14 protein-coding genes are annotated in these 13,399 nt (G+C 59.4%); 8 read left to right on the top strand and 6 right to left on the bottom strand.

Features of this window, described 5'->3' with window-relative positions; all coding sequences use genetic code 11:
• Positions 1-273 precede the first annotated feature (273 nt).
• Positions 274-1,299 (top strand): UDP-glucose 4-epimerase GalE, encoded by a 1,026-nt coding sequence (gene galE, locus LT42_RS03425; RefSeq protein WP_037009966.1) that lies wholly within the window; start codon positions 274-276, stop codon positions 1,297-1,299.
• A 425-nt stretch (positions 1,300-1,724) separates the two neighbouring features.
• Here galE and LT42_RS03420 read toward each other — a convergent pair whose 3' ends face one another.
• The 3 genes from LT42_RS03420 to LT42_RS03410 form a co-directional block, all read right to left on the bottom strand.
• Positions 1,725-1,949: a DUF6555 family protein gene (locus LT42_RS03420; RefSeq protein WP_037009964.1), complete on the bottom strand. Its 225-nt coding sequence runs from the start codon at positions 1,947-1,949 to the stop codon at positions 1,725-1,727.
• Positions 1,950-2,036: 87 nt separating this feature from the next.
• Entirely contained in the window at positions 2,037-2,819 is a 783-nt protein-coding gene (locus tag LT42_RS03415; protein WP_052075029.1) for an OBAP family protein, read from the bottom strand.
• Between the two features lie 564 nt (positions 2,820-3,383).
• Positions 3,384-3,695 carry a hypothetical protein gene (locus LT42_RS03410; RefSeq protein ID WP_037009963.1) on the bottom strand — a complete coding sequence of 104 codons (312 nt, stop codon included), beginning with the start codon at positions 3,693-3,695 and terminating at the stop codon, positions 3,384-3,386.
• A gap of 263 nt (positions 3,696-3,958) precedes the next feature.
• Here LT42_RS03410 and LT42_RS25125 point away from each other — a divergent pair, with 263 nt between their 5' ends.
• The 5 genes from LT42_RS25125 (at position 3,959) to cyoD (ending at position 8,179) form a co-directional block, all read left to right on the top strand.
• A complete protein-coding gene (locus tag LT42_RS25125; RefSeq protein ID WP_081955299.1) occupies positions 3,959-4,219 on the top strand; it encodes a metallothionein in 261 nt (86 codons plus the stop codon).
• Positions 4,220-4,314: 95 nt separating this feature from the next.
• Positions 4,315-5,247, top strand: a complete 933-nt coding sequence (gene cyoA / locus LT42_RS03405; protein WP_052075026.1) for a ubiquinol oxidase subunit II — start codon at positions 4,315-4,317, stop codon at positions 5,245-5,247.
• Between the two features lies 1 nt (position 5,248).
• Positions 5,249-7,222: a cytochrome o ubiquinol oxidase subunit I gene (gene cyoB, locus LT42_RS03400; protein ID WP_037009959.1), complete on the top strand. Its 1,974-nt coding sequence runs from the start codon at positions 5,249-5,251 to the stop codon at positions 7,220-7,222.
• Positions 7,223-7,224: 2 nt separating this feature from the next.
• Entirely contained in the window at positions 7,225-7,839 is a 615-nt protein-coding gene (gene cyoC, locus LT42_RS03395; RefSeq protein WP_037009958.1) for a cytochrome o ubiquinol oxidase subunit III, read from the top strand.
• A gap of 1 nt (position 7,840) precedes the next feature.
• On the top strand, positions 7,841-8,179 hold the full coding sequence (gene cyoD, locus LT42_RS03390) for a cytochrome o ubiquinol oxidase subunit IV (RefSeq protein ID WP_052075024.1): 339 nt from the start codon (positions 7,841-7,843) through the stop codon (positions 8,177-8,179).
• Positions 8,180-8,218: 39 nt separating this feature from the next.
• On the opposite strand, the gene LT42_RS03385 is transcribed toward cyoD, so the two are convergent.
• Positions 8,219-8,746, bottom strand: a complete 528-nt coding sequence (locus LT42_RS03385; protein ID WP_037009956.1) for an aldo-keto reductase family protein — start codon at positions 8,744-8,746, stop codon at positions 8,219-8,221.
• A gap of 256 nt (positions 8,747-9,002) precedes the next feature.
• Here LT42_RS03385 and LT42_RS03380 point away from each other — a divergent pair, with 256 nt between their 5' ends.
• Together LT42_RS03380 and LT42_RS03375 are read left to right on the top strand one after the other, a co-directional pair.
• Positions 9,003-9,512 (top strand): ferritin-like domain-containing protein, encoded by a 510-nt coding sequence (locus LT42_RS03380; protein ID WP_037009954.1) that lies wholly within the window; start codon positions 9,003-9,005, stop codon positions 9,510-9,512.
• A 174-nt stretch (positions 9,513-9,686) separates the two neighbouring features.
• Complete coding sequence (locus tag LT42_RS03375) at positions 9,687-11,633, top strand: putative bifunctional diguanylate cyclase/phosphodiesterase (protein ID WP_037009953.1); 1,947 nt, start codon at positions 9,687-9,689, stop codon at positions 11,631-11,633.
• Here the strand turns inward: LT42_RS03375 and LT42_RS25610 are convergent.
• Both LT42_RS25610 and LT42_RS26435 read right to left on the bottom strand, forming a co-directional pair.
• Positions 11,630-12,289, bottom strand: coding sequence for a hypothetical protein (locus LT42_RS25610; RefSeq protein ID WP_152597580.1), 660 nt, complete (start codon positions 12,287-12,289; stop codon positions 11,630-11,632). The two genes, LT42_RS03375 and LT42_RS25610, sit on opposite strands and share 4 nt — an antisense overlap.
• 244 nt (positions 12,290-12,533) lie before the next feature.
• Positions 12,534-13,025, bottom strand: coding sequence for a helix-turn-helix domain-containing protein (locus tag LT42_RS26435; protein ID WP_052075022.1), 492 nt, complete (start codon positions 13,023-13,025; stop codon positions 12,534-12,536).
• Positions 13,026-13,399 lie beyond the last annotated feature (374 nt).

Genomic DNA, 13,399 nt, shown 5'->3' with positions numbered 1-13,399 from the left:
TTCCTTGGCTTCAACGTCGAAAGGGCGCGCGGCAGTCAGTGATCTGTTTGCGCGACTCATGCAGTTGGAAGTCGCCCCTGACCGCCCCGTTCATCTGCGCAAACGCTTTGCCGATGAACAGCACGTACCGGTGGTTCAAGACGGTGGAACTCCCCGTCATCTGCATCCCCATAACCCTGACAGACACGGGTTTTCTCGAGCTGGCTTTAGCTCGGCAAGCCCATAAAGGGAGGTCCGGCCACAGGTCGCCGGGGGTCAGTTCGGGGGTTACAGATGATTTTGATTACGGGCGGTGCAGGCTACATCGGCGCACACGTAGCGCTGGAATTGATGCAACAGGGCGATGACGTACTGATCCTGGATAACCTTTGTAACAGTTACCGCTCGACCCTCGACCGGATCGCTGCACTGAGTGGCCGTCGCCCGGGGTTCATCCAGGGCGATGTGCGCAATCGCGGCTTGCTGGACCCGGTATTCGCCGACTACCCCATCGACGCCGTCGTGCACTGCGCGGGCCTGAAGGCGGTCGGCGAAAGCGTCCGCGAGCCTCTGCGTTACTACGACACCAATGTCGGCGGCACGGTGACGTTGTGCCAGGCCATGGCCCATGCCGGGGTGTTCAACCTGCTCTTCAGCTCGTCAGCCACGGTTTACGGGGATTGCGCCATGATGCCCATTGACGAAACCTGCGCCACCGGGCAGCCGACCAACCCTTACGGTCAGTCCAAGTTGATGGCCGAGAACGTGATGCAGAGCATGGTGTGCTCGGATGAACGCTGGTCGGTCGGGCTGCTGCGTTATTTCAATCCGATCGGCGCGCACAAGTCCGGCTTGCTGGGGGAAGCGCCCACCAGCACACCGAACAATTTGCTGCCGTACTTGTTGCAGGTCGCCAGCGGGCAGCGTCCAGCGCTCAGCGTGTTCGGCCGCGATTACGACACGCCCGACGGCACCGGGGTACGCGATTACATACATGTGGTGGACCTGGCCGAAGGGCATGTGAAGGCGCTGGATGCACTGCGCACCCAGCGTGGCGTGCAGATATGGAACCTGGGCACGGGCCTGGGTTATTCCGTGCTGGAGGTGGTGCGGGCGTTCGAGAAGGTGTCGGGGGTGCAGGTGCCGCTGGTTTTCGAGGGCCGTCGCGCGGGGGATATTGCGCGCTGCTGGGCCAATCCGGAAAAGGCCCTCAATGAACTGGGCTGGAGCGCGCGGCGTTCACTGGACCGCATGCTGGCCGACGCCTGGCGCTGGGAATGCCATCTGCATCAGGAAGAGGCTACGACACTGGTGAGCTGACGTCTGGGCGGGGCCGTAGGTGGGGGGTCAGACATGGCCCCTTCCCGGCTGAAGCCGGTCCCACAGGGACAGCGCTCCGTTCTGGACTCCGAGAATCGAATCTGTAGGACCGGCTTTAGCCGAGAAGTGCTTCTGTAGGACCGGCTTCAGCCGGGAAGTGCTTCTGTAGGACCGGCTTCAGCCGGGAATTGCTTCTGTAGGACCGGCTTTAGCCGGGAATTGCTTCTGTAGGACCGGCTTTAGCCGGGAATCTGTTCTGTGGGACCGGCTTCAGCCGGGAAGTAGTTCTGTAGGACCGGCTTCAGCCGGGAATCTGTTCTGTGGGACCGGCTTCAGCCGGGAATTGGGTGAGAGCCAGTGCCACTGAATATTTACCTCATTCAGCGGCACCGGCTCATTTTCAACAACTCACGGGATCTGGCGCTTTACGCCGGCTTCCAGGCCACCGCATCTATGCCCAGCCGCTCGGCCTTGGGTTTTGACAACTTGATGGTCCTGTCACACCGGTATTTGGGTATGTCGGCGACGCCGGCGTCGACGGCTGCCCAGTGCCACGCTTCTGCATTGTCCATCTGCTTTGCGCACACGTAGAACCATCGAGGCTTGCCGTGGAACAGGTACTCGATCCGGTAGTGTTGGGTATGTTGCATGATCGCGATCTCATTCACAGGTCAATTCGTATTGTTGGTTTCCAGAGAAGGTGGACGGCTCACTCACCGGTCGGCGACGCCTGAACGCTAGGAGTCGGTCTGGGAGGCGGCAGATCGGCTGTTGGTGCCCGGAGGCGAGTGCTTTTGCGGTTGCATGATATGTTCGCGGCCGGTCGGGTCCGCCAGCTGCACGGCGTCCCCATGCTGCCAGGCATCCGCGCCCTGAAGGACCGGCTGGGCCTTGATATCGGCGCGATTAGCGCGCGTCTGTTCAGTGCTGATGCCCATGCGCCGATTACGTTGCTCGACCATGGCGGGATCGGCCTGGCCGTCAGCCGTGAAGCCCATCATCAACTGCGGGACACCGAGCGGCAGCTGCTTGTCCTGGTCGGTGTGCCAGGTATGCCAGGTCTTGCCGTAGGTGTTGGCGAGCTTGGCCATCAAGGCATGCTCGGCGGTGTCGGGGATGCCCGGCGCCACCAACTGGCCTGATTTCACTTCGTGGGCATGGCTGTGCCAAAGACGCTTTTCACCTGCCGGCAGCTGCGCAAAGAGCTCGGCGCTGATGATGTATTCGACGCCCATCAGCTTGGCGTCCTTAACGTTGCCGTCGTAGATGACGCACTGAATAAACGACTCGCTGAGCACGGAGCAGTAGTGATGCGCTTCCATTTGCACGTCCGGATGGCCGTTGTAGAAATGGAATCCGTCCAGGTAGGCGTTCAAGGCGTCAATGGGCGGCCTGGACTGGAGTACAGCTGCACCTGCGTCCAGCACGCCCAAGGTGGCACTGGTGGGTTTTCCCGGGCTGGGCACATTGGATTGCGTGTCATCACTCGCGCAGCCGCTGAGTGCAACACAGGCCAACATGACCGATATTCCAAATCTGGGACTCAGACATTGCGACCGGGTAAGGAACATGCGTTCAGGCGCTAACCGCATGGTAAGTCTCCATCATTGAGGCCTTAATCTTTCAAGGGCGGCTTCGTGCCGCGTACAAAACTGGGGCGGTACCCGATATCTCAAGTAAGCGCTTCCACACACGCGCCGAGCTGCGTGTATTAAAAGTGACCGTGAGCAAAATATGAATGTTCATCACATATTTGAAATTTAGGGACGAACGGCCGGAACTCCCTTCAAACGGTTAGTACAACTAAGCCCTGAACATGCGAGCCAACGTATTCGAATGGATGGATGATTGAGTCCCGTTATTTAGACTAAGGCTGCTGACGGCCAGTGGGGGCAGGTAATGTGCATCACTGACAAAGCATCCAAAACGTTAGTTGCCCATTTTTAGCCGGAGAGATGCCTGTTAGTTGATATCTAAACGCCACCAGTTTTGGCCTATTTAAAAAAGTCCGGCATTGCAACAGCGGGAAGCCTGATCGACCAGGCCTGCCAGGAGAGCGTCGCGCCCTCCCCGTTCTCACAGCCCTATTCGGTCTGACGCTGCCCTGTATCAGCGCATGGCAAGCGCCCGGATTCGCCTCCGGCAATCCGTTCGGCCTGATCCCGGCCGCGTTGCAGAGCGTCCTCTACCGTCCACTCGTCCTGTGACAACGTTTCCATACGTTCCACAACACGCTCGCCGTCCGCTGCGTACACGCACACCAGGACCTCGACGCCGCTGACCCCTTCGCGCGCACGGACTTCTATCTGGCAACCGTTTTCTGCCGCCTCGCTGTAGCACTCGTCAGGTGTCTGGGACCGGGTCCAGTGGTTATAGGCATCACCGCGATTGAACATGGAATTGCTCCTTGGAAAGAGGGTAATAAGCAACGACTCACTCAACAGACTAAAGCACCGCAGAATGATTCCGGCCAGTCGCTTAAACGGCCAAGTTCAGTCAGCCCGAATATTTACCGTTTCGTTAGTTATGCCGTTCGTCACCCGTTCACTGGTGTTGTTAAACCATCATGCAGCGCCTCATTCCAAACCGTTAATTGCTGTTACACATTCCCGGCATCTTGTTAGTTGCTTCCACCACTTACCCGAGGGGGACAGACCCTATGGTTTCGCCTGTTGGTTCTCAAAGATGCGCGTGCCCCAAGTGCACATGCGATGCCGCACCAGAAAGTAAATTTACCCGCAATGACGAGGCTTATTGCAGTCTCGCCTGCGCCGATCAACACCCGGCGGGTGCTCCTTGCCCTGATGCGGCGTGTCATTGCGAAGAGGTCAGTCAGGAACAACAAACCGGCGTCAGCGAGCCGCAACTTGACGAAGCGGTTGAAGAGACTTTCCCGGCAAGTGACCCGATCTCTCCATAACCCGCCCTGTACACGAAACGTAAAGCTGCATTCAAACCGCTAAGGGCGACGCCGAAACAGCGCGTCGCTGGATTAACCGCAAGGAGTTGAGCGCTATGGGAACTGTGAGGCGCTGTTTGTGCATCGGCTTATCGGCCTTGTTGTTATCGGGCTGCAACCTGATTGTCTTCAACCCGAAAGGCCAGGTCGCGATTGACGAACGCAATCTGATCATTTTGGCCACCGGGCTCATGTTGCTGGTGGTCATCCCTGTGATCGTCATGATGTTTCTGTTCGCGTACCGCTATCGGGCGACCAACAAGTCAGCCGATTACAAACCGCGCTGGGCCAGTTCCCACAAAATCGAAGCAGTGGTGTGGGGCGTGCCCCTGGTGATCATCATCATTCTGGGCATCGTTACCTGGGTGACAACCCACGCACTGGATCCCTACCGACCCCTGGATTCCGATGTGCCGCCGGTGAACGTTCAAGTGGTCGCCACGGACTGGAAATGGCTGTTCATCTACCCGGACCTTGGCATCGCCACGGTCAACGAACTGGCATTGCCCGTCCACACGCCTGTCAGTTTCACCATCACCTCCGATGCGGCGATGACGTCGTTCTTCATTCCTGCGCTCGGCGGGCAGATTTATGCCATGGCCGGCATGCAGACCCGGCTGCACCTGATCGCCAACGAGACCGGCGAGTTTCGCGGCATCGCGGCCAATTACAACGGCCAGGGCTTTTCCGACATGCACTTCAGCACCCTGTCCACCACTCGGGCCGACTTCGACGCGTGGGTCAGCAAAGTCAAAGCTTCGCCGCAGAAACTGGACCGTACCGCATATGACACGCTGGCCAAGCCCACCATCGGCCATCGCATCGAGTACTACTCGAACGTCGATCAGGGCCTGTTCATGGCCATCGTCGACAAGTACGAAGGCATGAATAAGGGCAAAGCCGCAGAGAACCGTGAAGCCAAGGCTCAGCCGACGGACACCGGGACAGGCGCCATGACAACCGAAGACACGATGGCAAAGGAGCGTTGAGATGTTCGGGAAATTGACTTGGGAAGCGATCCCAACCAGCGAGCCCATCGTGATGTACACGCTGGCAATTGTGATGATCATCGGCGTTGGCGGTGTGGGCTGGATTACCCTCAAGGGCAGCTGGGGTTACCTGTGGCGCGAGTGGTTCACCTCGGTCGACCACAAGAAAATCGGCTGCATGTACATCATCGTCGCGCTGGTCATGTTGCTGCGCGGTTTCTCCGACGCCATCATGATGCGCACCCAGCAAGCGCTGGCCTCCGACGGCAGCCCGGGCTACTTGCCGCCCGAACATTACGACCAGATCTTCACCGCCCATGGCGTGATCATGATTTTCTTCATGGCCATGCCCTTTGTGGTCGGCCTGATGAACGTGGTGGTGCCGCTGCAGATCGGCGCGCGCGACGTGGCTTTCCCCTTCCTCAACGCGCTGAGCTTCTGGCTGTTCGTGGTCGGTGCGATGCTGGTCAACGTGTCGCTGGGCATCGGTGAGTTCGCACGCACCGGCTGGGTGGCCTATCCACCCTTGTCGGAGTTGGGCTACAGCCCCGGGGTGGGCGTGGATTACTACATCTGGTCGCTGCAGATATCAGGGATCGGCACGCTGCTCACCGGCGTGAACTTCTTCGTCACCATCCTCAAGATGCGCACCCAGGGCATGACGCTGTTCAAAATGCCGATCTTCACCTGGACCTCGCTGTGCACCTCGGTGCTGATCCTCGCCGCTTTCCCCATCCTGACCGCGACGTTGGCCATGCTGACGGTTGACCGCTATCTGGGCATGCACTGGTTCACCAACGAGGCCGGTGGCAACCCGATGATGTACGTCAACCTCATCTGGGCCTGGGGCCACCCTGAGGTGTACATCCTGATTTTGCCGGCGTTCGGGATCTTTTCGGAGATCGCCGCCACGTTCAGCCGCAAACGGCTGTTTGGTTACGTCTCCCTGGTGTGGGCGACCATCGCGATCACTATCCTGTCGTTCATCGTCTGGTTGCACCACTTCTTCACCATGGGCGCAGGCGGCAACGTCAATGCGTTCTTCGGGATCATGACGATGATCATCGCAGTGCCGACGGGGGTGAAGATCTTCACCTGGCTGTTCACCATGTACAAAGGCCGTATCCGCTTCGAAACGCCGATGCTGTGGACTCTGGGCTTTATCGTGACCTTCAGCATCGGCGGCATGACCGGGGTCTTGCTGGCGGTGCCCGGCGCGGATTTCATGCTGCACAACAGCCTGTTCCTGATCGCTCACTTCCACAACGTGATCATCGGCGGTGCGGTGTTCGGTTACATGGCCGGGCTGACTTACTGGTTCCCGAAAATGTTCGGCTTCAGGCTCAACGACAAGCTTGGGCGCATTGCATTCTGGTGCTGGCTGGTGGGCTTCTACCTGGCGTTCATGCCGTCCTATGTGCTCGGCTTCATGGGCATGACGCGCCGCCTGAATCACTTCGACAATCCGGAATGGCGTCCCTGGCTGATCGTTGAGGTCATCGGCGTCGGGGTCATTCTGTGCGGCGTGGCCAGCCAGGCGCTGCAGATCTTCATCAGCGTGCGCAACCGCCATGCCTACGCCGACAAGACGGGCGACCCATGGGACGGCCGCACGCTCGAATGGGCGACCGCCTCGCCACCGCCGTTCTACAACTTCGCCGAGCAACCGGTGGTGGATGATCTGGACGCCTACTGGGGGATCAAGGAGCGCGGCGTCAGCACCCTCAATCACACCGATTACCGGCAGATCCACATGCCGCGCAACACGGCGGCGGGCCTGGTCATGAGCGTGTTTGCCTTCATTTGCAGTTTCGCCCTGGTCTGGCATATCTGGTGGCTGGTGATTGTCAGCCTGCTCGCCACGGTCGTGACCCTGGTGGTGCGCAGCATGGACGAGGACACCGACTATTTCGTCCCGGCGGAGGAAGTGGCGCGCATCGAGCAGGCAAGACTTAAACAACTGGCGGAGGCCTAACCATGTCAAACAGTGTGCTGAATACGGATATTGCCCACAGCCAGGAGCATGGGCATGAGGACGCGGGGTCATTGACGGTCTTCGGTTTCTGGATCTACCTGATGACCGACTGCATTCTGTTTGCGACGCTGTTTGCAGGCTATGCGGTGCTGCGCGACAGCGTTGCGGGCGGACCCTCTACCGTCGACATCTTCGAACTGCCGTATGTGCTCACCGAAACCATGTTGCTGTTGTTCAGCAGCATCACCTACGGCTACGCCATGCTGGCGATGAATCGCGACGAACCCACCTACGTGATCCGCTGGCTGGGGCTGACGTTTCTGCTCGGCCTGGGCTTCATCGGCATGGAGATCAATGAGTTTCATCATCTGATCCAGGAAGGCTACGGGCCAGACCGCAGCGGGTTCCTGACCGCCTTCTTCACGCTGGTCGGAACTCACGGCGCACACGTCGCCACCGGGCTGGTCTGGATGGCAATTCTGATGTGGCAAGTCAAGCGCAAGGGCATCAACACCACGACCGCTACCCGCCTGAGTTGCCTGAGCCTGTTCTGGCACTTCCTCGATGTGGTCTGGATCTGCGTCTTCACTGTCGTTTACTTGCTGGGAGTGGTTTGAGATGTATACCCAAAGCCCTGTGAAAAGCTCCGCCGGCAGCAGCCACGGCAGCAAACGTTCCTACACCAACGGCTTTATCATGTCAGTCGTGCTGACCATCGTGCCGTTTGCGATGACGATGTACCCCTCGCTGCCGCGCAATGCGACCGCATGGCTCATCATCGTCATGGCAGTGGTGCAGATTTTCGTTCACCTGAAGTACTTCCTGCACCTGGACACCGCTGCCGAACAACGCTGGAATATGGTTGCTCTGGTGTTTTCGGCAATCATCATCGTGCTGCTGGTCGGCCTGTCGATCTGGATCATGAGCAGCATCCATCACAACATGCTGGCGCATTAGGGCCTGTCGTAAAGGCTGGTATCAGGGGATTCCAGCCTGCTACTTCCACCCCAGCTTTTTCTGGATGGCACGGCGATACGGCGTGTCGATCTGTGTCGGAACCTGGCAGATGTACTCGCGAGCGTGCTCAAGTTCTTCACCGGCAAGGCTCTGCAAGTACGCCAGCGCATCCTCACAGGCAGGCAGCCTTCCCTCCGTGTGAAGGCGCGGCGGTAACGCAGTCCAGATGATGGCGTCCACCTGGCGGTCGCTGGCCCACTCGGCCAGGGGCCCCGTTGCAGAACCGCTCGTTACGAACACGCCGATGCCATCTTCACGCGCGGCCGGAATCTGCTCGCGCTCGCGCAACGCGCTGCATGCCTGCTCCAGCGAATCCGTTGCCAGAACAGCCCACAACACCCGGCAGGGCGGTGCATTCAGGCACAGCGCCGTGGACAGTTCACCGCCGTCGCCGATTCGCGAAAATTCGACCGGCAACCATGGGCCGTCGATGAACCACTCGCTGGCCATCGGCAACGGGTCCGACTTCCATATCAATGAGCCCCAACCCAGACAGGCTATTACCATCGTTCAACGTCCTTTAAACATGCATCGGGAAAGTGAGCATCGGGAGTCCGGCCGGAAGGTTCGCGCGCTCACGGTTTCGCTCGCTCACGCTCCCCTGTACCGGCTCTGCTGCATTGGGCACGGCTTCGCTTGAAAAGGTCAGTTTTTCGGCTTTTTATCGGCGACCGACCGTTTATTCCTCAAGCCTTCGATGAGGTGGAACTCATGCCCGAACCTGCCTATCAACCCCATACATTCACAGCGAGAGGAACACCTCATGGCAACTCCACAAGAAAACCTGCTCGACTGGCTGCGCGACGCTCACGCAATGGAGCAGCAGGCCGAGAAGATGCTCAAGGCGCAGTCCGAACGCCTGGAGCATTACCCTGACCTGAAAGCCCGCATCGATCAGCACATCAAGGAAACCCTCGGGCAGCAGGAGCTGATCGACGGCTGCCTGACACGTCTTGGCGGGAGCCCTTCGACGCTGAAAGACCTGGGCGGCAAACTCATGGCGTTCGGCCAGGCGGTCGGCGGCTCGATGATGAGCGACGAAGTGATCAAAGGCTCGATGGCCGGCTATGTGTTCGAAAACGTCGAGATTGCGATGTACACCGTGCTGATCGCGGCAGCCAAAGCGGCGGGTGATCACGAGACCCAGGCGGTGTGCGAGAAGATCCTGCCCCAGGAGCAGGCCATGGCGAAGTGGATACTCGAGCATTTGCCGCAAACCACCGAGGCGTTCCTGATCCGCTCGGAAGCACCCAATACCGAAGCAAAAAAATAGCCTGACCGCGCGGCCGTTGCGGCGGCCGCGTTTTGCCTGATGCCCCACGTGACGCCGCCCTTGGCTACAGAAACACGCCCGCCAGCCGATATCCACACACAGTCATAACGTTTTGCAGCGCTGCAAGTGGTGCCGTTGTCTTTATTTACAGTTGCGCGCGTTGGGTCCCTTTTTATGAAATTCCTGCCTTTTAAACGATTGAAAGCGCTGGTCAGCGTTCCGCGAACCAACGCCCGCCTGCTGGAAGCGCAATACATCGCGCTGTCCAGACAACTCCCGATGATGTACGTGATCCTGCTGATCAACACCCTCGCCCTGGCGGCCACCCACTACGCAGTGGCACCCACTTGGCTCACGGTGTACATCCCGCTGGTGCTGACCCTGGTGGGCGGGCTGCGGGCCGGCATCTGGTGGCACAGCCGCGGTCAGCGTATTTCCACCGAGCAAATCCACAAAAAGCTGACGCGCACCAACCAGCTCACCGTGTTTATCGCATTCGGTTTCACGATCTGGTCGTTGCTGCTGTTTCCCTATGGCGACACCTACACCAAGTCGCACGTGGCCTTCTACATGGCAATTACGGTGATTGTCTGCATCTTCTGTCTGATGCATCTGCCCTCCTCCGCCATGATGACCACAGCGGTGGTCAACATCGCCTTTGTGGCGTTCTTCGCCACCGCCGGCAATGCCACTTACACGGCCATGGCGGCCAACGTTTTTCTGGTTTCGCTGGCGATGATCGTGGTGCTGCAAAACCATTACGGCGAGTTCACCCGGCTGGTGAACATGCAGATCCGTACCGAGAAACTCAGCGACGACAATCAGCGCCTGGCCAACGAAGACAGCCTGACCGGGTTGCCCAACCGGCGGCAGTTTTTCAGCATGCTCGAGCGCGAGCTGGTCAAGGCGCGAGAAGACGGCTCACGGCTTGCCATCGGCATGATTGATCTGGACGGTTTCAAGCCCATCAACGACTCCTACGGCCATGGCGTGGGCGACAAACTGCTGCGTCAGGTGGGCGAGCGTCTGCTGGCGTTCGCCAGCGACCAGCTCCACGTGGCTCGACTGGGCGGCGATGAATTCGGCCTGATCATGGTCAACGCCGGCGCCGAAAGCGTACTGGTCAAGCAAGGCATGGCTCTGTGTCGGGCCATGCGTCAGCCCTTCGTCATCGGTGACATCCAGGTGACGATCAGCGCGTCCATGGGTCTGGTGGTGTTCCCCGACCTGGCGAGCACCGCAACCGAATGTTATGAGTTTGCCGACTACGCCTTGTACAGCAGCAAGCGCGAGACGCCCGGGGAGCTGTGCATGTTTTCCGCCAGTCAGCATCAGCGCCTCAAGCGCGATGTGCTCACCGAACAGGGCCTGCGCCAGGCCAATGTCGAGGAAGAGTTCACGCTGGTGTTTCAGCCGATCATCGACATCCGCACCTCGCGCACCGTGGCCTTCGAAGCCTTGGCCCGATGGATGAGTCCAAAGCTGGGCAGCGTCGCGCCCGGGCACTTTATCGGCGTGGCTGAACGGATCGGCCTGGTCAACCGCCTGACCCCGCCGCTGCTGGCCAAGGCCATGCAGGCCGCACAGTCATGGCCGGTGGACGTGCGCCTGTCATTCAACCTGTCGGCGCACGACTGCTCGTCGATGGAGGCGGTTGAGCAGTTGATCGGCGTCATCCGTGGAAGTGGTTTCGACGCCACGCGGCTCGACCTGGAAATCACCGAGACCGCGGTTATCAAGGACCTGGTGCAAGCGCAACGGGCGATCAATGCGTTTCGGGAATTGGGTTGCGGCATCTCGCTGGACGACTTCGGCACCGGGTATTCAAGCCTCAGTCAGCTCCATGCCTTGCCGCTGACCAAACTCAAAATCGACCGCACCTTTGTCACCGATATCCACCAGAACCCGGCGAGTTACAAAATCGTCAAGTCGCTGCTGGCGTTGAGCCAGGACATGGGTTTGCAGTGCATCAGCGAGGGCGTCGAGACCGAGGCCGAACTGCAGGCATTGCGCAGCCTCGGTTGCACGCTGGTTCAGGGTTACCTGTTCTCGCGGCCAATGCTCCTTGAACAAACGCTGAGCTGGGTCGGCCCCGAACGGGATGCGGCGCTGGTCGTTTAAGCAGCGGCATCTTCATCGCCTAACAGGCCGCCATCGCGGGCAAGCGCGCTCCTACAAAAGCTGGCATGAGCATGCAGTGGTGACGGACACGAAAATCCGTAGGAGCCGGCTTGCTGGCGAATGCATTCTTCCAGCGGCATCATCGTCGCCTGACACACCGCATCGCGGGCAAGCGCGCTCCTACAAAAGCTGGCATGAGCATGCAGTCGTGACGGACACGAAAATCCGTAGGAGCCGGCTTGCTGGCGAATGCATTCTTCCAGCGGCATCATCGTCGCCTGACACACCGCATCGCGGGCAAGCGCGCTCCTACAAGAGCTGGCATGAGCATGCAGTGGTGACGGACACGAAAATCCGTAGGAGCCGGCTTGCTGGCGAATGCATTTTTCCAGCGGCATCATCGTTGCCTGACACATCGCATCGCGGGCAAGCGCGCTCCTACAAAAGCTGGCAAGAGCATGCAGTGGTGACGGACACGAAAATCCGTAGGAGCCGGCTTGCTGGCGAATGCATTCTTCCAGCGGCATCATCGTCGCCTGACACACCGCATCGCGGGCAAGCGCGCTCCTACAAAAGCTGGCATGAGCATGCAGTCGTGACGGACACGAAAATCCGTAGGAGCCGGCTTGCTGGCGAATGCACTCCTGCAGCGGCATCATCGTTGCTTGACACACCGCATCGCGGGCAAGCGCGCTCCTACAAAAGCTGGCATGAGCATGCAGTCGTGACGGACACGAAAATCCGTAGGAGCCGGCTTGCTGGCGAACGCGATTCCCCTCGCGACATCACCCGCCCCTGACCACCCGCTGTCTCGGCACGTCAACACCCTCAGGTTTTCGTGCAACTTGCGATTCAGGCTGGCGCGAGACCGCTGTGCGCCGGGAGCACACGGGTGCCACGTCAAACGCTGTGTTGCACCTTCATCATTGCCAGCCCGATGAAGCGTCGCGAGTCTTCCTGAAAATCCCTCACCTGCGCGGCGAACTGTTCCTCGCGGTTGTCTGGCGGGCGCGTGCCGAAACAGGTCGCAACGTCGGCGATGACTTGCGTGGTGTGATTCAGACTTTGATGCAGCGTCCCCAGAATGCCGACCGCGTTGCGGTTCGAGACAAGCACTTCGCCATGGCTGCCGGCCAACAAGCGCCCCATGCGGGATGGCTCCCGGGGTTCATAGCCTTGCGGATCAGCCCGAACCGCCCCGCCGGAGAACAGGTAATGCATGTCCACTCCCGCATCACACACCCGCTGCAGATAATCCGCCTTGGGGGAACGATGACCGCTCTCGTAGTGACTCTGCGCGTTGGGTTCGACACCGCCGATCCGGGCGAACGCAATCTGCGTCAGGCCCAACCGTTTGCGTTCTTTTCTCAATCGCGATCCAAGGGGTTCCATGGGCAAACTCCTGCTGAATTCACGCCACACGATGGACCGGTGGGTGCAATGGGGGGCTGGAGTGCGAGCTTCCTGAACTAGCGAAACAGCCTCGTACGGTAGGGGGCACTACCTTACAGCGTTTAAATACGGCGCGAGCAGGTATTTAACGGACCTGAGCAACGTACTTTCCAGCCTTTTGTTCCCGCAAAATCATTGCGAGCGCTAAAAAAACCTTGGCAGCGAATGTCGTGCCGGGCATTCACATGAATGTGCCGGTTTATAACGCAAAGAGCCTGATGCCATTCGTCGGGACCGACTTAATTCAAAGCGTCAACGCAAACGTTTCCCCCCCGATCGAATGCATTTGCGCAAACGCCCCGACGACCGGTAGA

It is taken from the genome of Pseudomonas lutea, assembly GCF_000759445.1.
In the GTDB taxonomy this organism is placed as follows: domain Bacteria; phylum Pseudomonadota; class Gammaproteobacteria; order Pseudomonadales; family Pseudomonadaceae; genus Aquipseudomonas; species Aquipseudomonas lutea.
Note: the sequence above shows the minus strand (reverse complement) of the source record. Positions and strands in the feature narration are given on the sequence as shown.